The organism is Brachybacterium sp., assembly GCF_036379615.1.
Classification (GTDB): Bacteria; Actinomycetota; Actinomycetes; order Actinomycetales; family Dermabacteraceae; genus Brachybacterium.
In genome coordinates this window covers 25,626-51,392 of sequence record NZ_DASVGJ010000071.1, presented here as the reverse complement: position 1 = coordinate 51,392, position 25,767 = coordinate 25,626, and the positions used below count along the sequence as shown (strand labels likewise).

The window sequence follows — 25,767 nt, the reverse complement described above, 5'->3', positions numbered from 1 at the left end:
TGAGCACCGGGTGGGGCGGAAGCGCCTGTGCTCCCGCCCCGGGGTCGTCCTCAACCCTGCCGCAGCGCCTCCGGCAGCCGTTCCGCGTGCGCCGCCAGCAGCTCCTCGGTCATCGCCCGGGCGTCCTCCAACGTCAGCAGCGCGGCGGTCAGCGGATCCAGCGCCACGGCATGGTGGACGTTCTCGACGTTCCCCTCGAGTGCCGCCCGCACGGCGAGGGTCTGGACGTTGACGTTGGTGCGGTTCAGCGCCGCCAGCTGCGGCGGGAGGTCGCCGATGGCGGTGGGCTGGACCCCGCGGGCATCGACCAGGCAGGGCACCTCGACGCAGGCGTCGGCCGGGAGGTTCGTGATCAGGGCGCCGTTGTTGGGGACGTTGCCGTGGATCACCGTCGGCACCCCGGAGACGATCGAGTTGGCGATGCTCGCGCCGTACTCGACGCTCGGGGCGAGCTCGGCCTTGAGCTTGTCGAGCTGGGCGTCGATGTCGCCCTGATCGTCGTGCGCGACGCAGATCTCGTAGTAGTCCCAGCGCTCGGGGATGAACTCCTTCGCGAGTTCGGGAGTCTTGCGGAAGTAGGGCAGGTACTCCGAGGCGTGGTGGCTGGATTCCGTCTGGAAGTATCCGAAGGCGTTCATGATCGAGGTGCGCACCTGCTCGTTGCCGCCCTCGTAGGTGCTGGCCGCGTCGGCCGCCTCCGAGTGGTCGCCGTCGTCCCCCGCGAGGTCCTCCGCGCCGCGGCCGCGCCGGTGCCGCTCGGCCATCACCTCGCGCACGCGGGGATACAGATCCTCCGTTCCGTGCATGAACTCGAGGATCCAGGCCTGGTGGTTGATGCCGGCGCAGCGGTAGGAGATCTCGTCGTAGGGCACGTCGAGGGTGCGGGCGAGCATGCGGGTGGTGCCCTGGACGCTGTGGCACAGCCCCACGGTCCGCAGTCCCCTGGCATTCAGGTAGGCGGTGGCCATCGCCATGGGGTTGGCGTAGTTGATGAAGGTGGCGTCCGGGCACACCTCAAGAGCATCGTCCGCGATCTGTGCGTAGGCGGGCACGGAGCGCAGGAAGCGGAAGACGCCGCCGGGGCCCACGGTGTCGCCGACGGTCTGGTCGATCCCGTACTTCCGCGGGATCTCGACGTCGTGCCGGTAGGACTCCACGCCGCCCACCTGGAAGGTGATGATCACGATGTCCGCGCCGTCGAGCGCGGCGCGACGGTCGGTGGTCTCCTCGACCGTGGTGGGGAAGCCGTGGTGATCCACCAGCTCGCGGGTCGCGGCGGCGACGGGACCGAGCTTGTCCGGGTTCACGTCCATGAGGGTGAGGGTGGAGTCGCGCAGCGCGGGGAAGGAGAGGATGTCCCCGATCAGGCGGAAGGGGAACACGAATCCGCCGGCGCCGATGAGGGTGATCTTGGGGTTCTTCACGAACGTCGTTGTCATGCCCTCACGTTAGGGGCGCATGGGGCCGGAGGTCTCCCGGGATCATTTGCAGACCTTCCAGGATCCTACGGTCCGTGGGCCACGGGCTGGTCTACGGTGGGGCGATGACGCAGCTGCCGCTCGGCGACACCGTGGAGGAGATGCCTGCGGGGCTGTGGATCCGACGGGGCGCCCCGCCGCCGATGTTCTCGATGCACCGCCACGACGACATCGAGGTGAACCTTGTCCTGCACGGACAGCTCCACTACCTCTTCGGCGGGCAGCCGCTCACGATCCGCGAGGGGGAGATCGCCGTATTCTGGGCGGCACAGCCCCATGGGCTGGTCGACTCCCGCACCGGGGACATGTGCTGGGTGCACGTGCCCTTCAGCATGTTCCTGGCCTGGGGCCTTCCCGAGTCGCAGACCGCTCCCCTGCTCAGCGCCCAGCCACTGATCACTCGTGCTCCGGAGCTCGCCTCCCGCATCGCCCACATGGCGGAGCGCTGGGCGCTCGAGATCGAAGGATCGGAGCCCGCAGCTCCGAGGGGCCGCGAGGGGGCGGTCGGGGCCGACCCCGATGGTCGCGAAGGCGACGCAGGGACCGACGGGGAGCACGACGGCGCGACCGACGACGACAGCGCGGAGATCGCGCTGCTCGAGATCCAGGCGGCGGTGCGCCGGATCCTGCGCGCCTCCTCCCGCCCGGGCCCCGGCGCTCCCCTCGGCGACGCGGGCTCCGCCCCGGCGGCTCGCCTGCGACAGGTCAGCGCCATGGCGCAGTTCGTCCGGGACCACCATCAGGGACCGCTCGCGATCGCGGACATCGCCGCCGCCGTGCATCTGACCCCGTCCCATGCGATGACGGTGTTCCGCCGCACCGCCGGGGTCACGCTCGGCGACTACGTGACGATGTGCCGCGTCGCGGAGGCGCAGCGCCTGCTGCTGACCACCCCGCTGCGCATCACGGAGATCGCGGACGCCGCGGGCTTCGGCTCGCTCTCGAGCTTCTACGAGCACGTGAGCGCGGCCTGCGGGATGACGCCGCGGGAGTATCGCCGACAGGGTTCCGGCTGACGTCCGCACGGCCGGACGAACCGATCGGCACCGCGCGGCGTCCCACGGCCGGTGACGGCGCATGCCGCCCGGAGCATCGCGCTGCGCTCCGCCGTCTCCGCACTGCTCACACCGGCTCGTCCCACCCCGCCTCGGCCCGCGCCCACTCGGTCACCGACCGGGCGAGCTCTCGATCCAGGGCTGCGTCCGAGCGTCGCAGGTACGTCGGCCGCCCCCACAGCGCACCCGGGCCTGCAGCCGCTCCGAGAGCTCCGATGCCCACAGCATCGCGCCCATGCGCACGTCCACAGGCTGGGCGCGGCATGCTGCGCATCCTCCTTCCGCCGAACTCCGCATACCGGTCCATATCTCCGCCTCCCCCGCTTCATCCGCAGACAGCAACTTGTGGCAACCACTTTTCTAGGGCTGTACATCGCGACAGATTCGATCCGTAGCAGTACCGGGAACCGCCGGATTCGAGCACCAGAGCCGCACTCAGAACCGTCTCGATACACGCCTCACCAGCAGCTATCCCCGAACCTCGCCGTCGCCCCACCGTTGGGGCGGGCGCCCAAGGAGCCGTCCGCATGACTGCTGAACTCGACAGGGCCACGCGGCCACACCACGAACCCGACCGGGGCGAGCCCGACAGCCCCACGTCGACAGCCATCACACCCCGGCCCCGACCACCGCTGTGGAGGCGGATCCTGCGCGACAGGATGGTCCTGGCCTTCGCGATCCCCGGCATGGTCGCGCTGTTCGCCTTCCAGTACTACCCGCTGCTCGGGAACGTCATCGCGTTCCAGGACTTCCAGCCCTTCCTCGGCATCGAGGAGAGCCTCTGGGTCGGATTCCAGAACTTCGGGATCCTCCTCAGCAGCGATCCCGCGTTTCTCAACGCCCTGTGGAACACGCTGATCCTGACGCTCATCCAATCCGTGCTGATCTTCCCGCTGCCGATCGTTCTGGCGCTGATCCTGAACAGCCTGCTCTCCCACCGGCTGCGCCAGATCGTCCAGTCGATCCTGTACCTGCCTCACTTCCTGTCCTGGGTGATCGTGGTCGCCGTCTTCCAGCAGATGCTCGGCGGCTCGGGGATGATCAACAACTTCCTGCGCTCCCACGGCCTCGAGACCCTCGACATCATCGGCAACGCCGAGGTGTTCCGGCTCCTGCTCACCTCACAGGTGGTCTGGAAGGACACCGGCTGGGCCACGATCCTGTTCCTCGCCGTGCTCGCCGGCATCGACAAGTCCCTGTACGAGGCGGCCTCGGTCGACGGCGCCTCCCGCTTCCGGCAGATGCTGCACGTGACCCTGCCCGGGATGAAGCCGATCATCATCCTGCTGTTCATCCTGCAGCTCGGGAACTCGCTGACGGTCGGCTTCGAGCAGATCATCCTCCAACAGCAGGCCGTCGGCATCGAAGCCAGTGAAGTGCTCGACACCTACGTCTACAACGAGGGCATCGCCGGCGGGCAATGGGGCACAGCTGCCGCCGTCGGGCTCGTCAAGAGCGCCGTCGGCCTCGTCCTCGTCATCTCTGCGAACAAGCTCGCCCACGCGTTCGGCGAGCAGGGGGTCTACAAAGCATGAGCACCACCTCGGTCCCGATCACACATCCCCGCAGCACGTCCTCCGGCCCCAGGAAGAGGCGCGCCGGCGGCCTCGAGACGGCCGGTCCCGTCGAGAGGATCTTCAAGACGACCGTCCTGACGGTGGCCTGCGCGCTCGTGGTCATCCCGTTCCTCGGGATCGTCTCCACGAGTCTCGCTCCCGCGGACCAGGTCACCGAGGCCGGCGGCTTCGTGCTGTTCCCCCGCGACATCGATCTGACCGCGTACCGATCGATCCTGAGCGGCGGCGTCGTCTCGCGAGCGCTGCTGATCAGCATCTTCGTCACCGGCGCGGGGACGCTGCTCAGCCTCACGCTCACCGCGACGCTCGCGTGGGCTCTGTCCCGGCGCGGCACCGTGGCCAACAAACAGATGCTGCTGCTGGTCCTGGTCAGCCTGCTCTTCGCTCCCGGACTGATCCCCACCTACCTGGTGGTGCGGCAGTTCGATCTGATCGACAGCCTGTGGGCACTCATCCTGCCCACCGCCGTGAGCGCGTTCAACGTGATCGTGGTGCGCGCCTTCTTCGTGAACCTCCCGGAGGAGCTGATCGACGCCGCGCGCATCGACGGCGCCTCGGAGTGGCAGATCTTCCGTCGGATCGCGCTGCCGCTGTCTCGCGCAGTCCTCGCCGTGGTCGGTCTCTTCTACGGCGTGAACTACTGGAATGCCTTCTTCAACGCGCTGCTCTACCTCAACGATGCCTCGAAGTGGCCGTTGCAGATGGTCCTGCGCACCTACGTCGTCAACGGCACCGAGATGGGCACCTCGGAGATGGGGGCAGCGGTGGAGGCGGCGCCCCCGCAGACCACCATCCAGATGGCCATCCTCGTCATCTCGATCGTCCCCATCCTGCTCGTCTATCCGTTCCTGCAGCGCCACTTCACCAAGGGTGTGCTCACGGGCGCAGTGAAGGGCTGACCACCTCCGTCACCGACCGAGCACCCGACCCGACCGTCCTGGAGGTCCCACACCATGACCAGCACGCCCCTCTCCCGTCGAACAGTCCTCACCGCCGGCGCCGCCGCAGGCATCGCCCTGAGCGCAGGGTGCAGCAACGAGGGCCGCGGCGGCATCCCCGTCGAGTTCGCCAACGCCCCCGTGCAGTTGCCGGAGTTCATCCCCTACGCCGGCGCGGAGCCGGACCTGCCCGGCGACCCCGAGACGGGCCTGATGGACGGCTACTTCTCCTTCCCCTCCGCCCCTGACTCGGCGGTCTCAGAGCCACCGGGGGATGGCGACGCCGTGACCTCCCTGGTCCGCACAGACTCTCCCGTCCCACCGAGCCTTTCCCGCAACGCGTTCTGGCAGGAGCTCAACCACCGCCTGGGCTCCGATATCAGGCTCAACATCGTGCCGGCCCCTGATTGGGAGCAGAAGTTCGCGACCACGGTCGCCGGGGACGTGCTGCCGGAACTGTTCCTGATCGCCGGGAACACCCCCCTGCTCCCCCAGTTCCTCGACTCCGCGGCCGCGGACCTCACACCCCATCTCTCGGGCAGCGCCGCCCGGGACTATCCGTTCCTGGCGAACATCCCGACGGACACGTGGCGCGAGACCGCCTACAACGGCAAGATCATGGGGATCCCCATCCCGCGCGGGGTGATGAGCTCGCAGATCCTGTACAAGCGCACCGATCTGCTCGAGCAGCTCGGGATCACGGAGGACCCGCAGTCGTTCGAGGAGTTCCTGGAGCTGTGCACGGAGCTGACCCGGCCACAGGAGAACATCTGGGCACTCGGCGCGGTCCCCCTGGACCTCATCCGGCAGATGCTCGGGATCTCGAACGCCTGGCGGGAGAAGGACGGCGAGCTGCTGCGGAATTTCGAGGAACCGGAGCAGGAGGAAGCCCTGGCGGCCGCACGGCGCATGGTCGAGGCGGGGGTGCTGAGCCCGGATGCCTTCTCCTCGCAGGCGAACGACAGGAAGAACTGGTTCGTCTCGGGCCGCAACTACCTCATGATGGACACCTTCTCCGCCTGGCCGAACTTCGAGCAGATGCACAGCATGGGCGAGGAGTTCGTGATGGAGGCGATGCGCACTCCCGGCTTCGACGGGGACGCTGGGCAGGCCTGCGCATGGCTCGGCAATCCCACCTACGGGGTCTCTGCGATCCGGAAGGATGCCGAGGATCGCATCCCCGCGCTGCTGCGGATGCTGAACTACCTCGCGGCACCGTTCGGCACCGAGGAGTACCTGTTCAGGGTGTACGGCCAGGAGGGCGTCCACTACGAGCTCGCAGGCAGCGACCCGGTGCTGAACGATCGTGGCCGCAGTGAGACCCCGCTCGGGTTCCGGTACCTGACCGATGCCCCGTGGCCGATCTACGTTCCCGGGAACACCGGCTCCACACAGCGGTGGTACGACGGCCAGAAGATGGTCGTCGACTACGGGGTGAGCAACCCGGTGCTGGGCCTGTACTCGGAGACCGATACCCGAGAGGGAGCCACCATCGAGGGCCGGGTCAACGATCTGACCAATGACATCCTGCAGGGCCGCAAACCCCTCAGCGCGTGGGCGGATGGCATCACAGCCTGGCGGAACGCCGGCGGCGACCAGATCCGCGCCGAGCTCGAACAGGCTCGTGCAGACCGCGCCGACGCATGAACGACGATCCTCGGCCGAACATCATCGTGCTGCTCGCCGATGACCTCGGCTTCTCCGACATCGGCTGCTATGGCAGCGAGATCCGCACGCCGCACCTGGACACGCTGGCCCGGGCCGGGGTCACGATGAGCAGCTTCTACAACACGGCCCGCTGCTCACCGTCCCGGGCATCGTTGCTCACGGGGCTGGATCCCCATCAGACAGGGATCGGAATCCTCACCGGAGACACCCGGCCCGCCGGGTACGCGGGAGACCTGGACCCGCGTTGCACCACCCTCGCAGAGCTCCTGCGGGAGAACGGGTACCGCACCTCGATCATCGGCAAGTGGCACCTGGCACGCGACACCGGGAGTCCCAACGGCGCCTGGCCGACGCGCCGGGGATTCGATGCGCATTGGGGTCCGCTCGGCGGGGCCTGCAGCTATTTCGAGCCGACGACCATGGCTGAGGACGAACAGCTCATCCAGGTCGACGAGCCGAACTTTCATCTGACCGAGGCGCTGGGCGTCCGGGCCGCGAGCACCATCCGGGAGGCGGCGCAGGAGCAGAGCCCGTTCTTCCTCTACCTGCCCTTCACCGCACCGCACTGGCCTCTGCACGCCCGGCCCGAGGAGATCGCCGCCTATGACGGCGTGTACGAGCGGGGGTGGGACGCGGTACGGGAGGACCGCTGGCACGCGATGGGGGGCCTCGGGGTGTTCGGGGAGCGCTGCCCGCCGCTCTCCGACCGTGACCCGGACGTGCCGGCGTGGGACGCCGTCGCGGACAAGGACTGGCAGGCGATCCGGATGCAGGTCTATGCCGCCCAGATCACCGCGATGGACACGGCGATCGGAGAGGTGATCTGCGCGCTGGAGGAGACGGGCCAGCATGCGAATACGCTGATCCTCTTCCTCTCGGACAACGGGGGCTGCGCGGAGGAGATACCCGCGGGGTGGGCCGATGAGATGTCGCCCCTGCCCTATAACGTCCCTGCCCGCACCCGGACGGGCGAGCGGGTGCGGAAGGGCAACGATCCCTCGGTGGTCCCCGGAGGTCCCGCCACCTTCGCCACGTACGGGAAGCCGTGGGCGAACGTGTCCAACACGCCCTTCCGCGAGTACAAGCACTGGGTGCACGAGGGCGGCATCGCGACCCCCCTGATCGCGCACTGGCCGGACGGAGGGCTCGAGCACGGCTGGGACCACTCGTCTCATCAGCTCACCGACATCGTCCCGACCGTGCTGGAGGCCGTCGGCGGCTCGGGCCCCCGGACACCGGACGAGGGGGGCCCAGGCCCCGACGGGCCGAGCCTGCGGGGCCGCTCCATGCTCCCGTCCTGGCGAGATCGCCGGAAGGCACCGGACGACCATCCCCTCTTCTTCGAGCACGAGGGGAACGCCGCGATCCGCCGCGGCCGCTGGAAAGGGGTGCGCAAGCACGGAGAGCCGTGGGAACTGTACGACCTGGAGAGGGACCGCACCGAGACGTTCGACCTGGCCGCAGCGCACCCCGGTCTGCTCGCGGAGCTGACGGCCACCTGGACGGCGTGGGCTCGACGCTGCGGGGTACGAGAAAGGTCCGCGATCCTCGCGCAGCGCTCCAGCCGGCGTGGAGGAGGTCTCGTACAGGAGTTCCGCTCCGCCGTCACAGACACCACCGTGGAGACGACGAACCTCCCGGACGAACCGACGGCATAGAATCTCGGGGGTGAGCGTGGAGCGCAGTGCCGGCCCGGCACGATTGATCGACGTCGCCGAGCGCGCCGGGGTCTCGATGAAGACCGTCTCGAACGTCATCAACGAGTACGCCCATGTCTCCGCCCGGACTCGGGAGCGGGTGGTCGCCGCGATCGAAGAGGTCGGGTACCGGCCGAATCTCTCCGCGCGGAACCTGGCCCGGGGTCGGGCAGGGGTGATCGCGCTGGTCGTGCCTCAGCTGTCGTTGCCGTACTTCGCGTCGCTGGCAGGCATCCTGGTCAGGGCAGCCGAGGCTCGCGGCTGGTTCGTGCTGATCCATCAGACCGACGGCGATCCGGACGCCGAGCGCGCGGCTCTGGCCGGGAACTTCCCGCAGCGGGTGGATGGGATGATCGTCAGCTCGCAGATGCTCGATCCATCCGACGTAGCCGGCATGAACAGGTCGACGCCTCTGGTGATCCTCAGCAATCGTGAGTTCGATCCAGGAACTCCGCACGTGAGCATCGACAACCGGGCCGCCGGTGCGGTCGCGGTCCGACACCTGGCCACCGGCGGCGCACGCCGCATCGCTCTGATCGGTGCCAGCGACCTCGATTCACCGGCGCCGCGCACCAAGGGCTATCTGGACGGTCTGGAGAACGCAGGGCTGCCGCTCTTCCCTGAGCTCGTACGCCCAGTGACAAGGGGCACCGGAGATGAAGGCGAGCGCGCGACCGAGGAGCTGCTCAGCGAGGCCGCTGAGCCGCCCGACGGCATCGTCGCCATCACCGACTGGGTCGCGATGGGGGTGATGCGTGCCCTTCACCGCCACGGGCTGGTCGTCCCCGAGGATGTCTCCGTGATCGGCTTCGACGACATCCCCTATGCGCGGTCTCTGACTCCCTCCCTGACCACTCTCGCCCCGGACCGTCACGGGATCGCGACAATGGCTCTGGATCTGCTCCAGCGGCAGATGGACCAGGGAGTCGCAGTGGGGCAGGGAAGCCTGCAGGCAGGCTTCACCCTGATCGTGCGTGAGACAACCAGGTAGGAGCACCGGGAGAAGCAGTCGGCTCCGTAGGGTCCCGTGGAGGTTGGCTGTGGACGGCGGACGGTGGAGCATTCTTCGTCACCTGGCATGGTGCCCGGCCGCCGTCACCCAAGGCGGTCCGTGGCCTGCTCGGACGAGGGTTCCGCAGAACAGTGCGTTGCGCTGCGCGCCTTCCCGGGATGGAACGCACCGTGGGGTCGGGACCGGCGCAGACGTCACGCCCTTGGCGGACGTCTCTCGGCCGCTCGGAGCCGGCTGCGTCTCTCACCGCGGGATGAAGTCCTCCGCGAACTCGCGTCCTTCGTGCTGCGCCCGGGTCGTCGTCGGCCGACGGATCCGGTCGTACTCCGCGAGGCCCTCCGCCACCGCGTCGATCTCGCGCAGGCTCCGCGCCGGCGCCTCGATCATGGGCAGACGGTCGGAGAGCTGTTCGGCGAGCTCGGCATCGTCCAGCACATAGGCCGCCGTCTGATGGCCGAGGTCCCGGACGTCGACCATGTACCCGCCCTCGCGCCGCCCGCTGGAGCGCTCGAGGATCATCATCTCGTGGCCGTCGCGCTCGAGCCGCCGGGCCGCTTCCGCGCCGGCGATCCCCGCTCCGCAGATCAGGGCTCTCAGGGCTCGTTCCTCTCGTGAACCCGGCACGAGGCGCGTCGACTCAACGCCCGTGCGCCCTGGCCGGGATCTGCGTGGCGAGCTTCCCGCCGGAGACGTCCACGAGGGTACCGGTGATGTAGGAGGCCTGGTCGCTGGCCAGGAAGATCAGCAGATCGGCGACGTCGTCCGGGCTCTCCCAGCGGCGCAGCGAGAGCGTGTCCAGCAGCCGGTCCTGCTGGGCGGCAGGCATGTCGGCGAAGCCGTTCATGGCGGTGGGGACCATACCGGGGGCGTAGGCGTTGACGGTGATGTCGTGGGGGCCGAGCTCGGAGGCGAGCACGCGGGTCAGCTGCACCACGGCGGCCTTCGAGGCGGCGTAGGCGGCGCTGCCCACGCTCGGCACGATCGCGGCGAACGAGGCGGCGTTGAGGATCCGGCCGCGGCCGGCCCTCTGCATGTGCGGGGCGACGGCCCTGCACATGAGGAAGGTGCCGCCGGTGTTCACGTCGAAGCACTTCTGCCAGGTGGCCCAGTCGGTCTCGACCACCGTCGAGTCCGTGACGATCCCGGCGTTGTTCACGAGCACGTCGATCGTGCCGTGGCGCTCCGCGACCGTCTCGACGGCGGCGTGCACGGAGTCGGGGTCGGTGACGTCGCAGACCACCTGGTCCACCGTGGGCCCGTCGGCCGCCTCCCCCTCCGGGAAGGCGAGATCCAACGCGACCACGCGCGCTTCCTCGGCCGCGAAGCGTGCGGCGATGACGGCACCGATGCCGCGCGCCGCTCCGGTCACCAGGACCACCCTGCCCCGCAGATCCAGTTCCATCGCCCAGTCCTCTCCTGCGGCGTCGGCGCCGCGCTCGGTGTGCGGCCCGCGAGCCGCCTTCACTAGTCATACTATTGGGTGGCAGTGGTCCATGGGGCGCCGAGCTCGCCGCGGAGGACCGGACCGCGAGAACGCACGACGAGGAGCGAGATGACGATGAGCGAGACGACCTCGAGCGGACGGAGCGGACGGGACGAGGCGCTCTTCGCCGCGGGCTCGGACCCCAGGCGCACGGTGTGGCTCACCGGTGCCGGCAGCGGGATGGGCCGCGCGACCGCGCTGCGGGCGGCGCGCACGGGCTGGGCCGTCACGCTCAGCGGCAGGCGGCGCGAGGTGCTCGAGGAGCTCGCCGCGGAGATCCGCGCCGACGGCGGGACAGCCCTGGTCGCGCCGCTGGACGTGCAGGACCGGCAGGCGGTCCGGGAGACCGCCGCACGGATCACGGACGAGCTCGGCGGGATCGACGCGCTCGTGCTCGCGGCCGGACTGAACGCCCCGCGACGACGCTGGGACGACCAGGACCTGGCCGAGTTCGACGCGATCGTCTCCACGAACCTCACCGCGGTCGCCTCCGTGATCGACGCCGCCCTACCCCACCTGCGCGAGAGATCCGGGCAGGTCGTGGTGATCTCCTCCTACGCCGGCTGGTCCTTCCAGCCCGGCGCCGGCGTGGCGTACTCGGCGAGCAAGACCGCGCTCGGCTCCCTCGTGCGCACGCTGAACCAGCAGGAGGCCGCGCACGGTGTGCGGGCCTGCCACCTCTGCCCGGGCGATGTCGCGACCGACTTCCTCGACCAGCGGCCCTCTGTCCCGGATGCGGAGTCCCGCGCGCGGATGCTCAGCGCCGAGGACATCGCCCGCACCGCCTGCTTCGTGCTCGACTCCCCCGCGAACGTGCGCATCGACGAGCTGGTCGTCTCGCCCGTCTCCCAGGCATGACTGCTGCGCCGGGCGCCTTTGAGAGGGCGCTGGACCAGCTCGGCGCCGGGATCGTCGCGGGCGAGCTGCCCGCTGGGCACACCGACACCGTCGACGGGTTCATCGCCCGCACCGGCGCCTCACGCAGCGTGGTCCGCGAGGTCACGCGGGTGCTCGGCGCCCTCGGGATGCTGAGCGCCGGCAGGCGCGTCGGCCTGCGCATCCGTCCGCTCGCCGACTGGGACCTGCTGGACCCGCGGGTGATCCGCTGGCGGCTCGAGGGACCGGACTCCGTCGCGCAGCTCGCGGAGCTGCGCTCGCTGCGCCATGCGGTCGAGCCCGCTGCCGCCGCGGCCGCCGCCCGCGAGATTCGCGGCGGCCGCGGCAGCACGCACGCGCTCGAGGCGGCCGCGGCGCGGATTGTCGAGGCGGCCGACGGGCCGGGGTCCGGTGCCTTCCTCGCCGCCGACCGCGCCTTCCACTCCGCGGTGCTCGACCTCTCCGGCAACGCGATGCTGCTGCGGCTGCGCCAGGTGATCGAGGAGGGACTGCGCCACCGGGCGCTCGTCGAGCGGGGAGAGCTCGCCCCCGACCGGCACGACCTCGATCTTCATCAGGAGGTCGCGGCCGCGATCGGCGCCGGCGAGGAGGACCGGGCCGCGGCGCGGATGCGGGAGATCATCGAGCGGGCGGGGAGCTGAGACGCGAGGGGGCGGATCCTCAGGCCACGTCCCGCGACCGCACCCTGCTCCACGTCGCCCAGCGCCACAGCCTCTCCAGCGGTCCCTGCCCGAACCGGGCCAGCCACCAGCGGGAGACCAGCGACTGCACGATGAGCAGCAGCACGCAACCGGCCCAGATCGCGAACATCTCCCGGTCGCCGATGAACACGGTGTCCCGTTCCAGCAGGCCCCCCATCGGGGCGTACAGCGGCCACCCCACGACCACGCCGATCACGGTCGCGCCGACGTAATTGGTCAGCGCCATCCGACCCAGCGGTGCGAACACGGCAGCGAGCGCACCGCGCAGCGGGGTGTGCAGGAGCGCAGCGAGCACGCCGACCAGGGACAGGCCGCTGAGAAGGCCCGCGACGGAGCTGACCGTGTCGAAGCCGGCGGTCTCGAGACTGCCCAGCTGCAGGACGACGAACGGGATCGCCGCGGCACCGGCGACGAGGGCGAGGAGCAGACCGGGGCGTGCCGAGTCCTCGACGCGGCGCGGCAGGCCCGCCTCGGCGATCGCGAGGCCGAGCAGGAACAGGCACGGGACCAGCACCACCCCGCCGATCGGGGCGGCCGCGGCGGTGAGCAGCACACCGACCACCAGCGCGATCCGTGCACGCCACGGACGGGGCACGAAGGAGAGCGGCAACAGCACCGCGATGCCCGCGATCGCGTACACGAGCAGCGCTTCGCCGGGCTGGAGCAGCTGGTGGAGCAGCCCCAGCACCCCGAGGGTCGCCAGGCGTCGCAGCAGCACCAGGTGGGGCCGGGCGGCACGTCGCTCGGCGGAGGCGAGCAGCATCCCGAAGCCCACCCCGAACAGCAGGGAGAAGATCGGGAAGAAGCGCTGCTGGACGAGCAGCTGCTGGAGCGTGTGGCTGAGCGGCACCGTCCCGTCCTCCCACTGCACGAACACCCCGAGGATCGTGGCGACGTTCGCGAACAGGATCCCGGCCACCGCGACGCCGCGCACCACGTCGAGCACGAGAAGTCGGCGTCGAGCCACGGGCGACTCAGCGGAGGGGACGGTCAGGTCCGGGACGGGAGGCGAGGAGATCATGCCCTCCATCGTGCCGTCGGCCGCTCGTCGGGCACATCCGCTCGCGGTCCGATCGACGCCCGACCTCGTCATCCCCGGGTCGCAGACCGTAGGCGATCTCGCGATGGCGAGCGGCCGGCGCGGATCAGCGGCCGGCGCCCGCGCCTCTCCGGCACCGCCTCCGCTATGCGATCTCCGCCAGCACCGCCAGCAGGTCCTTCCCCCTCCGGTCCACGTCCTCGCTGCGCATCTCGTTGGTGAGGAACGAGAAGGCGAGATCCTGCTCCGGCCAGGCTCCGTGGAGGCCGCCCCCGGCGCCCGTGTGCCCGAAGGCGGGGCGCACCGGGCCGTAGGTGCCGATCGGGTCGTCCAGCTCGAAGCCGAGGCCGAAGCGTACAGGTCGATCGTTGATCGCATCCGATCCCTCGGACCAGGGGCGGGTGGCCCGTGACAGGGTCTCCCGGCCGAGGATCGGCGCATCAGCCGCGATCAACAGGGAGTACAGGTGCGCCATCGCGCCCGCCGTGGCGATCCCGCCGCCTGCGGCGAGCTCCGCGGCATGGTGGGCGCGAGAATTGAACGGAGGCTCCTCGGCGGTCAAGGAGCTGCCATACATCCGGTCCACGATCGCGCGCCGCTCCGGATCGTCCTGCAGGAAGGTGGAGATCCGGTAGTTTTCGGCGCGGAACACCGGGGCGACCCTCGGCTCCTCCTCCTCGGGCAGGCCCAGGTGGAGGTCGAGGCCGTACGGCTCGGCCAGTTCCGCGCGCAGAAGCGCGCCCACGCTCCGGCCGCAGACCCGGTGCAGCACCTCCGCCAGCAGGTACCCGTAGGTCACGGCGTGATAGGCGACCTTCGTGCCCGGCTCCCACAGGGTGGGCTGGGCGGCGAGGCGCTCGGCCATCAGGCGGTTGTCGAGCGACTCGGCCGGGCCGGACGGATCCGGGTCCACGTAGGGCAGGCCGACGGTGTGGTCCAGCAGATGGTGGACACGCACCGCCTCCTTGCCGGCGGCGGCGAACTCCGGCCAGTACTCGAGGACCGGCGCCTCCGGGTCCAGCTGTCCCCGGCCGACGAGCAGCGCGGCGAGGGTCGCGGTGAGCCCCTTCGTGCCGGAGAACAGCACCGCCATCGTGTCCTGTGTCCAGGGCCGTCCGGTGGCGCGGTCCGCGATCCCGCCGTGCAGCTGCAGCAGCGGCCGCCCGCCGCGGTGGACGGAGAACGCCATGCCGCCCTCGGAGGCGGCCAGATGCTCCGCGAACACGTCGACCAGGCGTTCGACGAGGTCACCGGGAAGGCCGGAGGACTCGCGGACGGTGACGGCGCGGGCGCTGGGGGTGGGCAGGGACATAGGCGGCTCCTCCTGGAGGTCTCGAGCTGGGCGTGGTCGGTCGGGGGTGGGAGCGTGATGCGGGGTCAGACTCGGATCGCGCGGCCCGTCCAGTCCGGGGCGTCGATGGTCGTCGCGGCCGCGACGGCGATCCGGTCGGCGACGAGCTCGGGGAAGGGGGCGGAACGGGCCGGGACGCCGGCCACGTGCAGCGTGAGGATCTCCTCGGTCGCGACCAGCTCGCCGTCCACGTGCATCTCGTGCGCGAGGTGCAGCTTCTTGGCGGCGTGACCCGCGATCACGGTGCGCACCTCGAGCTCGGTGCCGCGCGGCACCTCCTGCAGGTAGCGCACATGCGCCTCGACCGTGTACAGGGAGGAGCCAGCCTCCGCGCGCTGCTCCGGGCCGAGCCCGATCCGCTCCATCACCTGGTCGGTGGCGCCGCCGAACACCAGCACGTAGTACGCCTCGGAGAGGTGTCCGTTGTAGTCGATCCACTCCTCCCTCACTGCGGTGCGGAAGGTGGGCAGGGCGCTCACGCGGCGCCCTCGCGGATCTGCTCGACCAGCCTGCGCACGGCGATGATCGCCCGGTCGCGCTCGACGACCAGGTCGGCGACGGTGCGTCCGTCGGCCTCCTCGTCGCAGCCGTCCACCACCGCATCGCGCAGCTCCTGTGTCAGCTCGGGCGCGTCCAGGCGGGTCCAGGGCGACCTCAGGGAGGGCCCGAAGTGATCGAGCATGTGGGCCATGCCGCCGGGTCCGCCGGCGAGGTGGAAGGTGAGCATCGGGCCCTGCAACGGCCAGCGCAGGCCGGGCCCGTCCGTGATCGAGCGGTCGATCTGCTCGACCGTCGCCTCGCCGTTCGCGACCATGTGCAGGGCCTCCCGCCACAGCGCCTCCTGCAGCCGGTTGGCGATGAAACCGGGCACCTCCCGGTCCATGGTGATGACGGACTTCCCCAACCGCTCGTACCAGGCAGAGGCCCAGGCGACGGCGGCGGGGTCGGTCGCCTCGCCGCCCACCACCTCGACCAGCGGGATGAGGTAGGGCGGGTTGAAGGGGTGGCCGACGACCAGCCGCTCGGGGTGCACGGCCTCGGTCGCCATCTCCGTCATCGAGTAACCGGAGGTGGAGGAGGCGATGACGACGCCCGGTGCGGCGTGGCGGTCGATGTCCGCCAGCAGGCGCTGCTTCATCTCGAGCACCTCGGGAGCGCTCTCCTGCACGAACTCGGCACCGTCGAGCGCCTCGGCGAGATCGGTGTGCACCGAGATGGCGCGGGGGTCGGCGCCCTCGGCGAGTCCCAGCTCGGTCAGCGCCGGCCAGGCGGCGTCGATCAGCGACCTGACCCTGTTCGCCGCGTGGGGCGAAGGGTCCCAGGCCTTGACCCGGTAGCCGCGGGCGAGGAAGTAGGCGGCCCAGCCTCCGCCGATCGTGCCGATGCCGACGCAGGCGATGGTGGTGATCGCCGCGGGGTCGGGGGCGGGGGTCGTGGACGCGGTGGTGTCGGTCATGCGGTGGGAGCCTTCCGGTCGAGCTGGAGGATGTCGCGGGCCTCGTCGGGAGTGGCGACGGCCTCGCCGAGGGAGTCGATGATCCGCCCGGCCTCCTCGACGAGCTGCGCGTTGGTGGCCTTGATCCCCTTGCGCAGGTACAGGTTGTCCTCCAGGCCCACGCGGACGTGCCCGCCGAGCAGCACCGACTGCGCCACCCAGCGCAGCTGGTCGCGGCCGATCGCGAAGGAGGTCCACTCGGCGCCCTCGGGCAGCATGTGCACCATGGCGTCCAGCAGGCCCGGGTTCGCGGGCGCACCGTAGGGGATGCCCATGCACAGCTGGTACATGGGCGGCGGAGCGATCAGCCCCTCGGCCACCATCACGTTCGCGAACCACAGCTGGCCGGTGTCGAAGATCTCCATCTCGGGCTTCACGCCGAGCTCCTTGATGCGCGAGGCGCCCTCGCGGAGCATGTCCGGGGTGCTGACGTAGATCTGGCTGCCTTCGCCGAAGTTCAGCGAGCCGCAGTCGATGGTGCAGATCTCGGGCAGCAGCTCCTCGACGTGCAGGAGCCGATCCAGGCCGCTGACCAGGTCAGTGCCCTCGAGCCGACGGGTGGGCTCGCTCGGGTCGACCACGAGGTCGCCGCCCATGCCGGCGGTGAGGTTGATCACGGGGTCGACGTCGCTCTCGCCCACCAGGCGCACCACCTCGCGGTACAGCGCGACGTCGCGGGATCCCCGCCCGGTGGCTTCGTCGCGCACGTGGATGTGCACGACGGAGGCGCCGGCACGGGCGGCGGCGATCGCGTCGGCGGCGATCTGATCGGGGGTGACAGGCACGTGCTCGCTCTTGGAGGTGGTGTCGCCGGCACCGGTGAGGGCGCAGGTGAGGATGATCTTGCGGCTCATGGTGGAGTCCTTGTCGTGGTCGGGGCGGGGCGGTCGGATCGTCCGGTCGGGACGGTCGGGGTGCGGACGGTCGGAGCGCTCAGGGGCGCGGAACGGTGATGCGGTCGAGGAAGCGTGAGACCTGGCGGCCCATCTCCTCGCTGCTGAGGGTGCGGACCAGCACCTTGATGCCGAGTCCGTCGACGAGACTGGTGAGCTGGGTGGCGAGGTCCTCGAGCGGCTCGTCGACGAACACGCCCACCTCCTGCCCCTCCCGCAGCACGTCGTGCACGGTCCTGTACCAGCGCTGGTAGGCGTCGGCCTGGTTCTGCTGGGAGCCCTCGCCGACGGCGACCTCGGACCAGGCCTGCAGCCAGATTGCGAACTCCTGCACGCCGGCCCGTCGGGCGGGCATCTGCAGCCCGATGAGGTGCTCGAGCCGCTCCCGCGGACCCGAGATCAGGTGCAGCGAGGCGACCTGCCGGTCGAAGGCGAGCTTGACCGAGTAGCGCAGGGTCTCCTCGAACAGCTCGCGCTTGCCGGAGAAGTAGTGGTACACCGCCGCAGTGCTGACCCCTGCCTCGGTGGCGATCTCGGAGATCTTCACCGCGTGCAGGCCGCGGGAGGCGAACAGGCCCCAGGCGGTCTCGACGATGGTGCGGCGCCGGCGGCCCTGCCCCGGGGTTTCCTGCTCCCGGTGCGGCAGGATCGCGGCAGGTGGCGCGACCGCCGGCCCAGCCGCCGACTCCGAGCCGGAGAGCAGCCAGTTCACGGTGACACCGCCGACGGTCGCGATGCGCACCAGCTCGGCGGGGGTGAATCGGCGTGTCCCCTTCAGAGCCTTGGACAGCTTGGTCTCGTCGAGTTCGATCCGGCGGGCGAACTCGCGCTGGGCGAGACCGGACTCCGCGATGCACGAGCGGACCCGCGCCCGCACGGCCTCGCCCTCCTCCTCGGCGGGGGTGGTCGAGGGAACTGGTGTCGACATGGCGCCTCCTGCTGCGTCGTCGGCCGGTGACGGGGGTGCCCGGCCGCTACCGGCCCGGTGCCCGCCCTCCCTCCTCAGAGGGTAGGGATGTTCTCCAGCAGTTTCCGGGTGTAGGCATGGCTCGGCGACGTGAGCACGCGGCCCGTCGGCCCGTCGTCGACGATCACGCCGTGGTCGAGCACGGCGACGCGCTCGGCGATGTGGCGGGCCAGGGCGATGTTGTGCGTGACGAAAAGCATCGACAGACCTCGCTCCTCCCGCAGCCGGCTGAGCAGGTCGATGATGCTGGCCTGCACCGACACGTCCAGCGCGGAGGTGATCTCGTCGCACACCAGGATCCGCGGCATATTCACCAGGGCCCGGGCGATCGCGGCGCGCTGCCGCTCGCCTCCCGAGAGGTCCCCGGGCCGACGGTCGGCGAAGGCCCGTCCCAGTCGCACCGCGTCCAGCGCCTCGTGCACCCTCTCGCGGCGCTCGGCGGCACCGAGCTCGCCGGACATCTCCAGCGGCACGGCCAGGGACTGCGCCAGGGTGCGTCGCGGATTCAGCGAGGAGAACGGCGACTGGAAGACGTACTGGATGTCCTGTCGCTGGGACAGGCTGCGCTGACGGGTAGAGCGGGGAAGCTCCTCGCCCCGGTACGTCACCGAGCCCGACCACTGGTCCAGCAGGCCCGCGATCGCTCGCGAGAGAGTGGTCTTGCCCGAGCCGGACTCTCCCAGGAGCAGGGTGCACTCGCTGGTGCGGAGGGTGAGGTCGACGCCGGCGAGCACCTGCTTCTCGCCGTAGGACAGGGACACGCCCTGCACCTCGAGCAGCGGCTCTCCGGCGCTCGGAGCGGAGTCCTCGGTGCTTGCGGCCGGGTCTCCGGTGCCCGCCGACGAGTCCTCCGCGTTCGTGACAAGGTCCCCGTCAGGGGCAGTGCGGAACGTCGCGTCGGCGTGCTCGCTCGGGGGCGACGCCGCTGTCGCCGCGCGCCCGCCGGAGGCCGCCGCCGCTTCCGCGGCCTCGACCTGCTTGCGACGCGCCTCGAAGGTGCCGATGTCGTTCCGGCCGGCGAGATCGGGGACTGCGGCGAGCAGCGTGCGCGTGTAGCGGTGGCGCGGATTGTCGAGCACACCTGCGGCGGCACCCTCTTCGACCAGCTCGCCCTGCAGCATCACCGCGACGCGATCGGCGATCTCCGCGACCACAGCGAGGTCGTGGGTGATGTAGAGGCCGGCGACGTTGTTCTTCACCGTCATCTCGCGGATGGTCTCGAGCACCACGGCCTGGGTGGACACGTCCAGCCCGGTCGTCGGCTCGTCGAGCACGAGCACGTCGGGATACATCGCGAACGCCATGGCGATGCCGATGCGCTGCTGCTGCCCGCCCGAGAGCTGGTGCGGCCAGCGGCGCCGGTACGACGCGTCGTCCGGCAGACCGACCTCGCGCAGCACGCCTCTCACCCGCTCGGTCCGCTCGGCATCGTTGGCCCCGAATTCGTGGACGACGAGGACCTCGGAGATCTGCTCGCCGACGCGCATGGCGGGGTTCAGCGACAGCGCCGGGTCCTGCGGGATGTACGAGACCCGGGACCCGCGCAGCCGGCGCAGGGACTCCTCGCCCAGTTCGGTGGTGACGGCGGCGGACGTGTCGTTCGAGGGGTGGACCGTGACGGACCCGCCGACGTGCCGCAGACCGCGCCGGAAGTGTCCGAGCACGGCCAGGCCGACGGTGGTCTTGCCCGAGCCGGACTCGCCGACCAGGGCGAGCAGCTCGCCCGAGCACAGGCTCAGATCCACTCCTTTGATCACCGGCCGGCCACCGGCGGTGGTCTCGACCTTCAGGTCGTCGATCTCCAGGACGTCCCCTCCGACGGCGACCTGCGCGTGCCAGGCGGAGCCCTCGACCATCGGGGCGCCCGTCGGCGTGAGGGTCGCCTCGGCGCTGCGTGCTCTCGACATCACTTCTCTCCTGCGTTGGTGCTCGCCGAGGCCCGTGCCACCGAGTCCGCGATCAGGTTCGTTCCGATGGTCAGGACGGCGATCGCGAGCACCGGGAGCATCACGCCCCAGGGCTGGAGGCTCAGCGCGATCCGGTTCTCGTTGATCATCAGGCCCCAGTCGGCGGCCGGCGGCTGCATGCCCAGGCCCAGGAAGGACAGCGAGGCGATCGCCGCGATCGAGTACGTCAGGCGCAGGCCCGCCTCGACGGTCAGGGGGCCGGTGATGTTGGGCAGGATCTCGCGGAACAGGATCCGCATCCGCGGCATCGCGTACATCTCCGCGGCGCGGACGTAGTCCTCGTTGATGACGTCCAGGGTCGCCGACCTCGTGACCCGAGCGATCCGCGGGGCGTGGGTGATCGCGATGACGGTCACCAGCACCCACGGCTCGGGCCCGAGCACCGTGATGGCCAGCAGCGCGAACACCAGCTGCGGGATCGCCAGCAGCACGTCGTTGGCACGCATGAGCAGCGAGTCGAGGCGGCCGCCGGTGTAGGCGGCGATCATCCCCAGCAGCAGCCCCAGGAACAGTCCCAGCGCCGTAGCGAGCGCCGAGTAGAGGATCAACGAGATGCCGCCGTCGAGGAATCGACTGAGGACGTCGCGACCGAGATTGTCGGTGCCGAACAGGCCGGTGAGCTGGAAGGGACGGTCGGCGAAAGCGGTGGCGCTGTAGCCGGTCGCCCACGGCAGCAGCAGCGGCCCGAGCAGTGCGACGGCGACCACGAGCGCCGTCAGCACCGCACCCACCTTCGCCTGTCGCTGCGCCCAGAACCGGATCACGAGCGTGTTGCGGGCCGTGCTCGCGGGGCCGGTCCCGACTGGGGCGCCGGTCACCGTGGGGTCGCTGGTCGCCCGGTCCTCGCGAAGGTCGTCGACGCCGTCGGATGCGGTGGCTTCCATGTGCTCTGCCTGGGACATCACCTGTCACCTCCGGTGCGCAGCTTCGGATTGGCGAGAATGCCGACGATGTCCGCCAGCAGGTTCACGACGATGTAGATGACCGCGACGATCATCGTCACCGCCTGGACCACCTGCACGTCGCGGTAGTCGACGGCCTCGATGAGCGCCTGGCCCAGTCCCGGATAGCGGAACAGGAACTCGACCACGACCACGCCGCCGGCCATCCAGGCCAGCTGGATCGCGATCACCTGGGCGACCGGTCCGATCGCGTGAGGCAGGGCGTGGCGCAGGATCACGCGGCGTTCGGGGACGCCCTTGAGCCGGGCCATCTCCACGTAGCCGGAGTCGAGCACCTCGAGCATGGTCGCGCGCATCATCCGCGCGATGTACGGGGTCACCACGAGCACCAGCACGGCGGTGGGCAGGATCAGCTGGATCGGAAAGTCCCACACCTGCGTCCCGGGAGGAGACATGGTCACCGCCGGCAGGACGCTGAGGACGGTGGTGGCGAACAGCGCCACCAGGGCGATGCCGATGACGAACTCGGGCAGGGCCGCGAACACCAGGGAGATGCTCGTGATCGCCGTATCCGTCGCGCGCCCGCGGCGCAGGGCGGACCAGATGCCCAGCGCGATGCCGACCGGGATGCTCACGACGGCCGCCACGACCATCAAGAGCACCGAGGCGCGGGCACGCTCGCCCAGCAGCTCGGCGACCGGCTGGCCGGAGGCGACCGAGGTGCCGAGGTCACCGGTGAGCAGGCCGCCGAGCCAGGAGAAGTACCGCTGCCAGGCGGGCTGGTCGAGGTGCATCTGCTGGTGCAGGGCGGCGATACGCTCCGGGGTCGCCTGTTGGCCCAGGATCGCTCGGGCAGGGTCGCCGGGCAGCAGCAGAGTGGCGCCGAAGACGACCAGGGAGACGGCCAGGAGGATGACGAGGCTGATGGACAGCCGACGGACGACGAGCCGGGCGATCATGCGGTCTCTCCGATCCAGACCCGGTCGAGCCGGAACCCTGACAGCGGGATGCCGGTCCGGTTCTCGACGAAACCGCCGAGGTAGCCCTGATAGGCGTCGAGCTGGTTGGCGAAGCCCCACACCACGTAGCCGCCGCGGTCGTACAGGATCTCCTGGGCGCTCGCGATCAGCTCGCCGCGCGCCTCGTCGTCGACCTCGGACCGGGCGCGCTCGACCAGATCGGTGAACTCCTCGTCCTCCCAGTGGGTCTCGTTGAACGGGGCGCCTGGCATCACGGCAGAGTTGCACTGGGCGAGGAAGTTGCGGGTGTACCAGAAGGACTGGGAGAAGTCGTACTGGAGGTAGTCGGTCCAGTAGGCGGTGAGATCCATGCGGTGGATGGTCACCGTGATGCCGGCCTCGGCCGCCTGCTCGGCGAACACCTGGGCCGCCTCGACGACGCCAGCCTGAATCGGTGCGGTGACCAGCTCGACCTCGATCCCGTCCGGGTGGCCGGCTTCCGCCAGCAGCCGCTTCGCCTCGGCGACGTCCCGGGCACGCTGCGGGAGCTGCTGGGGATAGGCCGGGTCGAAGACGGCGAACATGTCGTTGCCGGGGGTGCCCTTGCCGGAGAGGACCTGCTCGATCATTCCCTGGCGGTCGGCGGCCAGACGGAACGCCCGGCGCACGCGCTCGTCGTCGAAGGGTGCCCGATCCACCCGCATGGTGAAGGGGAGATACATCCCGGTCTCGGAGTCGAGGATCCGGATCCGCTCGTCGGAGGCGATCACCTCGGTGAGCGCGGAGGGGATCTGCGCGACGGCGTCGACCTGGTTCGACAGGAGCGCGTTGATGAGCGCATCGGTGTCGTTGAAGTTCAGCAGACTGATCTCGTCGAGGTACGGGCCCTTCTCGCCCCAGTAGTGGGGGTTGCGGCGCAGCACCGTGGACTGCGCGGCGGTGAAGCTCTCGAGCACGAAGGCTCCGGTGCCCACCGGCGCGGCCGCGTCGAAGTCGGCGGGGACGATGATGGAGGTGTACTGACCGAGGGTTTCGTCCAGCGCGGTGTCCGAGGTCGCGAGGCGGAACTCGACGGTGGCCCCGTCGATGCGCACGATCTCCCGGAGATGGGCGAGCGAGGCGGCGCCGGACTTGGGGTTCTCGGGGTCGATGATTCGCTCGAAGCTCGCGATCACGTCCTCGGGGGTCATCGGCCGCCCGTCGCTGAAGCGCACGTCATCGCGCAGCGCGGCGGTCCAGACCGTGGCGTCGGCGTTCGGGGTGACCGAGGTGGCGAGCATCGGTCGGAGCACATATTCGTCGTCGAAGTACAGCAGCGTGTTGTACATCGTGACGGCGCGGGCGATGTCGCCGAGGTTGGTGGCGCTGGCGCCGTCCAGGGTGTCCGAGGCTCCGCCGCCGACGAAACCGACGCGGAGCGAGCCACCCTCCGTCGGGGGGCCGTCGAGATCGAACTCCTGCGCGGGGACGGCTGTTCCGCCGCACGCGACGAGAATCGCGCTCAGTCCGAGGCCGAGGCCTCCGCCGAGCACTCCACGTCGCGTCGCGACGCCCGAGGAGTCCGTCACCGGCCAGGACTGCACGGCGGTCACGCGCCCATGATCAGACCTTTTGTTCCCTCGGCGTGATGGTCTCCCCACAGCCGCACTTCCTCTCGTCCGGATCGCCCGTCATGGCACGAACGGCGACCCTACGCACATCTTGCGATCCCCGCAATGGCTGTCGAACGCCGTTCGACCCCGCATCGCAAGTTCGGGACGGGATGCCGCGCCTCCCGCAGGGTCCGCACCGAGCGATGACCTGCGCCGGGATCCCGCCCAGCGGGATGACGCCCGGGGAGAGTCACGATCCGGCAACGCCTCCCGAGGGAGAAGGGCGTGGCTGGGCCGTTGCACGTTCACGGCCCGCCGCATCCGCTGAACCGCACCGAGGTCGGCGGGATCGCACGCAGCTCATGACGGTGGGTCTCCGTGCGCTCGAACATCGTCTGGGGCGTCGTCGTCGGTGCCGCGGAGTGGGCGAGCGACCTCGATGCGGCGCCCGAACGCTCCCTCGACGAGGCACGTGTCCAGCAGATCGCCCTCGCGCGGGTGCTGCTCGCGGATCCCCTGTGGTGGTCCTGGACGAGGCGACCGCGGAGGCCGGGAGCGACGGGACGCTGGACCGGGCGGTCGCCGCGGTCGTCGCCGGCCGCACCGCGCTCGTCGTCGCACACCGGCTCGCCCACGCCGAGCAGGCCGATCTCGTCGTCGTGATGGAGGACGGCCGCATCGTGGAGTCCGGCCGCCATGCCGAGCTGGTGCAGGACGGAGGACCCTTCGCCCGGCTCTGGGAGGTCTGGCACCGGGACCGCCAGGAGGTGGCGGTCGGCGGGCGCAGGGACGGTTCCGAGGGGCGGTGTCCGCCGGCGCCGAGCGGCGGCTGAGGCACGCCGGCCGGGCGGCCGGCGGCCATCCCCGGTCACAGCCCGTCATCATCTGGCGCGCAGACTCGCCCGCACGTAGTCTCCCGAACCACCGCCCTGCACTCCGACGAATCGAGAGCCGACATGACCACCGACTCCCTCACCGCGCGCCTCGACGCCGGTCCCGTGATCTGCGCGGAAGGCTTCCTGTTCGAGCTCGAGCGCCGCGGCTATCTCACCGCCGGGGAGTTCGTCCCCGAGGTGGCCCTGGAGCATCCGGAGGCCCTGCGCACCCTGCACCGGGACTTCCAGCGCGCCGGCTCCGACATCGTCGAGGCGTTCACGTACAACGGCCACCGCGAGAAGATGCGCGTGATCGGCAAGGAGGGCCTCCTGGAGCCGCTGAACCGTTCCGCGCTGCGCATCGCCCGCGAGGTCGCCGACGGTGCGCCCGGGAACCTCATGGCCGGCAACATCTCGAACTCCAACATCTGGGACCCGGCGGATCCTGCACGGCAGGCCGAGGTGCGCGGGATGTTCGAGGAGATGGTCGGCTGGGCCGTCGAGGAGGGCGCGGACCTCATCATCGGCGAGACCTTCTACTACGCCGGCGAGGCACTGGCGGCCCTCGAGATCGCGAAAGCGTCCGGGCTGCCCGTGGTGCTCACGCTCGCACCGATGGCGTTCCAGGAGATGGCCGACGGCGCCGGGATCGTCGAGACCGCCCAGCGCCTGGAGCAGGGCGGCGCCGACGTCGTGGGCCTGAACTGCTTCCGGGGCCCGGCGACGCTGCTGCCATGGCTGCGTCAGATCCGCGAGGCGGTCTCCTGTCACGTGGGCGCGCTGCCGATCCCGTACCGGACCACGCAGGAGGAGCCCACGTTCTTCAACCTCTCCGATGACGCGGCGGCGGTGCCCTCCCCGCACGGCCGCACCTTCCCCACGGCCCTGGATCCCCTGCTGACCAACCGTTACGAGATCCGCGCCTTCGCCGAGGAGGCCTACGGTCTGGGCGTGCACTACCTGGGGGTGTGCTGCGGCGCCGCCCCGATCCACATCCGCGAGGTCGCCGAGGCCGTCGGCCGCACGCCCGAGGCCAGCAGGTTCTCCGAGAACATGGCGAACCACTTCATGTACGGCAGCAACGAGCGCCTTCCCGAGCACGTGGTGGAGCTCGGCGGGCGCGCCTGAGCGGGGCGTCGCACGGCGGCTGATGGGTGACCGGGCTCGTCGACGGTCTCCACCTCGTTCGCGCCACGGTGCCCCGAGCCCTCGTCCGACGCC

General features: G+C 70.5%; 23 protein-coding genes. 10 read left to right on the top strand and 13 right to left on the bottom strand.

Annotated elements, in window-relative coordinates:
* Nucleotides 1-50 precede the first annotated feature (50 nt).
* Nucleotides 51-1,439: an alpha-glucosidase/alpha-galactosidase gene (locus VF289_RS17065; RefSeq protein ID WP_330885220.1), complete on the bottom strand. Its 1,389-nt coding sequence runs from the start codon at nucleotides 1,437-1,439 to the stop codon at nucleotides 51-53.
* Nucleotides 1,440-1,543: 104 nt separating this feature from the next.
* On the opposite strand from VF289_RS17065, the gene VF289_RS17060 reads away from it, so the two are divergent.
* The 6 genes from VF289_RS17060 to VF289_RS17035 all read left to right on the top strand — a co-directional run bounded on the left by VF289_RS17060 (nucleotide 1,544) and on the right by VF289_RS17035 (nucleotide 9,404).
* Nucleotides 1,544-2,494, top strand: a complete 951-nt coding sequence (locus VF289_RS17060) for a helix-turn-helix domain-containing protein (protein ID WP_330885218.1) — start codon at nucleotides 1,544-1,546, stop codon at nucleotides 2,492-2,494.
* 566 nt (nucleotides 2,495-3,060) lie between these two features.
* Nucleotides 3,061-4,068, top strand: a complete 1,008-nt coding sequence (locus VF289_RS17055) for an ABC transporter permease (RefSeq protein WP_330885217.1) — start codon at nucleotides 3,061-3,063, stop codon at nucleotides 4,066-4,068.
* The gene (locus tag VF289_RS17050; protein ID WP_330885216.1) at nucleotides 4,065-5,009 is read left to right on the top strand and encodes a carbohydrate ABC transporter permease; all 945 of its coding nucleotides are present in this window, start codon (nucleotides 4,065-4,067) and stop codon (nucleotides 5,007-5,009) included. Before VF289_RS17055 ends, VF289_RS17050 begins: the two co-directional genes overlap by 4 nt.
* A gap of 54 nt (nucleotides 5,010-5,063) precedes the next feature.
* Nucleotides 5,064-6,695, top strand: coding sequence for an extracellular solute-binding protein (locus VF289_RS17045; RefSeq protein WP_330885214.1), 1,632 nt, complete (start codon nucleotides 5,064-5,066; stop codon nucleotides 6,693-6,695).
* Nucleotides 6,692-8,374, top strand: a complete 1,683-nt coding sequence (locus VF289_RS17040; RefSeq protein ID WP_330885212.1) for an arylsulfatase — start codon at nucleotides 6,692-6,694, stop codon at nucleotides 8,372-8,374. Before VF289_RS17045 ends, VF289_RS17040 begins: the two co-directional genes overlap by 4 nt.
* Nucleotides 8,375-8,384: 10 nt before the next feature.
* Nucleotides 8,385-9,404, top strand: a complete 1,020-nt coding sequence (locus VF289_RS17035; RefSeq protein WP_330885210.1) for a LacI family DNA-binding transcriptional regulator — start codon at nucleotides 8,385-8,387, stop codon at nucleotides 9,402-9,404.
* Nucleotides 9,405-9,668: 264 nt separating this feature from the next.
* Here the strand turns inward: VF289_RS17035 and VF289_RS17030 are convergent, their stop codons facing one another.
* Both VF289_RS17030 and VF289_RS17025 read right to left on the bottom strand, forming a co-directional pair.
* Nucleotides 9,669-10,049, bottom strand: coding sequence for a hypothetical protein (locus VF289_RS17030; RefSeq protein WP_330885208.1), 381 nt, complete (start codon nucleotides 10,047-10,049; stop codon nucleotides 9,669-9,671).
* Between the two features lie 13 nt (nucleotides 10,050-10,062).
* A complete protein-coding gene (locus tag VF289_RS17025) occupies nucleotides 10,063-10,827 on the bottom strand; it encodes an SDR family NAD(P)-dependent oxidoreductase (protein ID WP_330885320.1) in 765 nt (254 codons plus the stop codon).
* 156 nt (nucleotides 10,828-10,983) lie between these two features.
* On the opposite strand from VF289_RS17025, the gene VF289_RS17020 reads away from it, so the two are divergent.
* Both VF289_RS17020 and VF289_RS17015 read left to right on the top strand, forming a co-directional pair.
* Entirely contained in the window at nucleotides 10,984-11,766 is a 783-nt protein-coding gene (locus tag VF289_RS17020) for an SDR family oxidoreductase (protein WP_330885206.1), read from the top strand.
* On the top strand, nucleotides 11,763-12,446 hold the full coding sequence (locus VF289_RS17015; protein WP_330885204.1) for a FadR/GntR family transcriptional regulator: 684 nt from the start codon (nucleotides 11,763-11,765) through the stop codon (nucleotides 12,444-12,446). The genes VF289_RS17020 and VF289_RS17015 overlap by 4 nt, the downstream gene beginning before the upstream one ends.
* Nucleotides 12,447-12,465: 19 nt before the next feature.
* On the opposite strand, the gene VF289_RS17010 is transcribed toward VF289_RS17015, so the two are convergent.
* From VF289_RS17010 to VF289_RS16965, 10 genes are all read right to left on the bottom strand, one after another.
* Entirely contained in the window at nucleotides 12,466-13,527 is a 1,062-nt protein-coding gene (locus VF289_RS17010) for a DUF418 domain-containing protein (RefSeq protein WP_330885202.1), read from the bottom strand.
* 163 nt (nucleotides 13,528-13,690) lie between these two features.
* Complete coding sequence (locus VF289_RS17005) at nucleotides 13,691-14,857, bottom strand: serine hydrolase domain-containing protein (protein WP_330885200.1); 1,167 nt, start codon at nucleotides 14,855-14,857, stop codon at nucleotides 13,691-13,693.
* A 65-nt stretch (nucleotides 14,858-14,922) separates the two neighbouring features.
* Nucleotides 14,923-15,375, bottom strand: coding sequence for a thioesterase family protein (locus VF289_RS17000; RefSeq protein ID WP_330885198.1), 453 nt, complete (start codon nucleotides 15,373-15,375; stop codon nucleotides 14,923-14,925).
* Nucleotides 15,372-16,352, bottom strand: a complete 981-nt coding sequence (locus VF289_RS16995; protein WP_330885196.1) for a 3-hydroxyacyl-CoA dehydrogenase NAD-binding domain-containing protein — start codon at nucleotides 16,350-16,352, stop codon at nucleotides 15,372-15,374. Before VF289_RS16995 ends, VF289_RS17000 begins: the two co-directional genes overlap by 4 nt.
* Entirely contained in the window at nucleotides 16,349-17,245 is an 897-nt protein-coding gene (locus tag VF289_RS16990; protein WP_330885194.1) for a 3-keto-5-aminohexanoate cleavage protein, read from the bottom strand. The genes VF289_RS16995 and VF289_RS16990 overlap by 4 nt, the downstream gene beginning before the upstream one ends.
* Nucleotides 17,246-17,324: 79 nt before the next feature.
* Complete coding sequence (locus VF289_RS16985) at nucleotides 17,325-18,212, bottom strand: TetR family transcriptional regulator C-terminal domain-containing protein (RefSeq protein ID WP_330885192.1); 888 nt, start codon at nucleotides 18,210-18,212, stop codon at nucleotides 17,325-17,327.
* Nucleotides 18,213-18,286: 74 nt separating this feature from the next.
* A complete protein-coding gene (locus VF289_RS16980) occupies nucleotides 18,287-20,158 on the bottom strand; it encodes an ABC transporter ATP-binding protein (protein WP_330885190.1) in 1,872 nt (623 codons plus the stop codon).
* The gene (locus VF289_RS16975) at nucleotides 20,158-21,102 is read right to left on the bottom strand and encodes an ABC transporter permease (protein ID WP_330885189.1); all 945 of its coding nucleotides are present in this window, start codon (nucleotides 21,100-21,102) and stop codon (nucleotides 20,158-20,160) included. Before VF289_RS16975 ends, VF289_RS16980 begins: the two co-directional genes overlap by 1 nt.
* Nucleotides 21,103-21,119: 17 nt before the next feature.
* On the bottom strand, nucleotides 21,120-22,079 hold the full coding sequence (locus tag VF289_RS16970) for an ABC transporter permease (RefSeq protein WP_330885187.1): 960 nt from the start codon (nucleotides 22,077-22,079) through the stop codon (nucleotides 21,120-21,122).
* The gene (locus tag VF289_RS16965) at nucleotides 22,076-23,671 is read right to left on the bottom strand and encodes an ABC transporter substrate-binding protein (RefSeq protein ID WP_330885185.1); all 1,596 of its coding nucleotides are present in this window, start codon (nucleotides 23,669-23,671) and stop codon (nucleotides 22,076-22,078) included. Before VF289_RS16965 ends, VF289_RS16970 begins: the two co-directional genes overlap by 4 nt.
* A 518-nt stretch (nucleotides 23,672-24,189) precedes the next feature.
* Here VF289_RS16965 and VF289_RS16960 point away from each other — a divergent pair.
* Nucleotides 24,190-24,504 (top strand): hypothetical protein, encoded by a 315-nt coding sequence (locus VF289_RS16960; RefSeq protein ID WP_330885183.1) that lies wholly within the window; start codon nucleotides 24,190-24,192, stop codon nucleotides 24,502-24,504.
* A gap of 123 nt (nucleotides 24,505-24,627) precedes the next feature.
* Nucleotides 24,628-25,674 carry a homocysteine S-methyltransferase family protein gene (locus VF289_RS16955; RefSeq protein WP_330885181.1) on the top strand — a complete coding sequence of 349 codons (1,047 nt, stop codon included), beginning with the start codon at nucleotides 24,628-24,630 and terminating at the stop codon, nucleotides 25,672-25,674.
* Nucleotides 25,675-25,767 lie beyond the last annotated feature (93 nt).

Bases quoted from the DNA above. Each gene is read 5' to 3' on its own strand.
- VF289_RS16985 (WP_330885192.1), bottom strand. From the start codon at position 18,212: ATGTCGACACCAGTTCCCTCGACCACCCCCGCCGAGGAGGAGGGCGAG.
- VF289_RS17060 (WP_330885218.1), top strand. From the start codon at position 1,544: ATGACGCAGCTGCCGCTCGGCGACACCGTGGAGGAGATGCCTGCGGGG.
- VF289_RS16990 (WP_330885194.1), bottom strand. From the start codon at position 17,245: ATGAGCCGCAAGATCATCCTCACCTGCGCCCTCACCGGTGCCGGCGAC.
- VF289_RS17005 (WP_330885200.1), bottom strand. From the start codon at position 14,857: ATGTCCCTGCCCACCCCCAGCGCCCGCGCCGTCACCGTCCGCGAGTCC.
- VF289_RS16995 (WP_330885196.1), bottom strand. From the start codon at position 16,352: ATGACCGACACCACCGCGTCCACGACCCCCGCCCCCGACCCCGCGGCG.
- VF289_RS16970 (WP_330885187.1), bottom strand. From the start codon at position 22,079: ATGATCGCCCGGCTCGTCGTCCGTCGGCTGTCCATCAGCCTCGTCATC.
- VF289_RS17010 (WP_330885202.1), bottom strand. From the start codon at position 13,527: ATGATCTCCTCGCCTCCCGTCCCGGACCTGACCGTCCCCTCCGCTGAG.
- VF289_RS17025 (WP_330885320.1), bottom strand. From the start codon at position 10,827: ATGGAACTGGATCTGCGGGGCAGGGTGGTCCTGGTGACCGGAGCGGCG.
- VF289_RS16975 (WP_330885189.1), bottom strand. From the start codon at position 21,102: ATGGAAGCCACCGCATCCGACGGCGTCGACGACCTTCGCGAGGACCGG.
- VF289_RS17065 (WP_330885220.1), bottom strand. From the start codon at position 1,439: ATGACAACGACGTTCGTGAAGAACCCCAAGATCACCCTCATCGGCGCC.
- VF289_RS17055 (WP_330885217.1), top strand. From the start codon at position 3,061: ATGACTGCTGAACTCGACAGGGCCACGCGGCCACACCACGAACCCGAC.
- VF289_RS17015 (WP_330885204.1), top strand. From the start codon at position 11,763: ATGACTGCTGCGCCGGGCGCCTTTGAGAGGGCGCTGGACCAGCTCGGC.
- VF289_RS16980 (WP_330885190.1), bottom strand. From the start codon at position 20,158: ATGTCGAGAGCACGCAGCGCCGAGGCGACCCTCACGCCGACGGGCGCC.
- VF289_RS17045 (WP_330885214.1), top strand. From the start codon at position 5,064: ATGACCAGCACGCCCCTCTCCCGTCGAACAGTCCTCACCGCCGGCGCC.
- VF289_RS17040 (WP_330885212.1), top strand. From the start codon at position 6,692: ATGAACGACGATCCTCGGCCGAACATCATCGTGCTGCTCGCCGATGAC.
- VF289_RS17050 (WP_330885216.1), top strand. From the start codon at position 4,065: ATGAGCACCACCTCGGTCCCGATCACACATCCCCGCAGCACGTCCTCC.
- VF289_RS17020 (WP_330885206.1), top strand. From the start codon at position 10,984: ATGAGCGAGACGACCTCGAGCGGACGGAGCGGACGGGACGAGGCGCTC.
- VF289_RS16955 (WP_330885181.1), top strand. From the start codon at position 24,628: ATGACCACCGACTCCCTCACCGCGCGCCTCGACGCCGGTCCCGTGATC.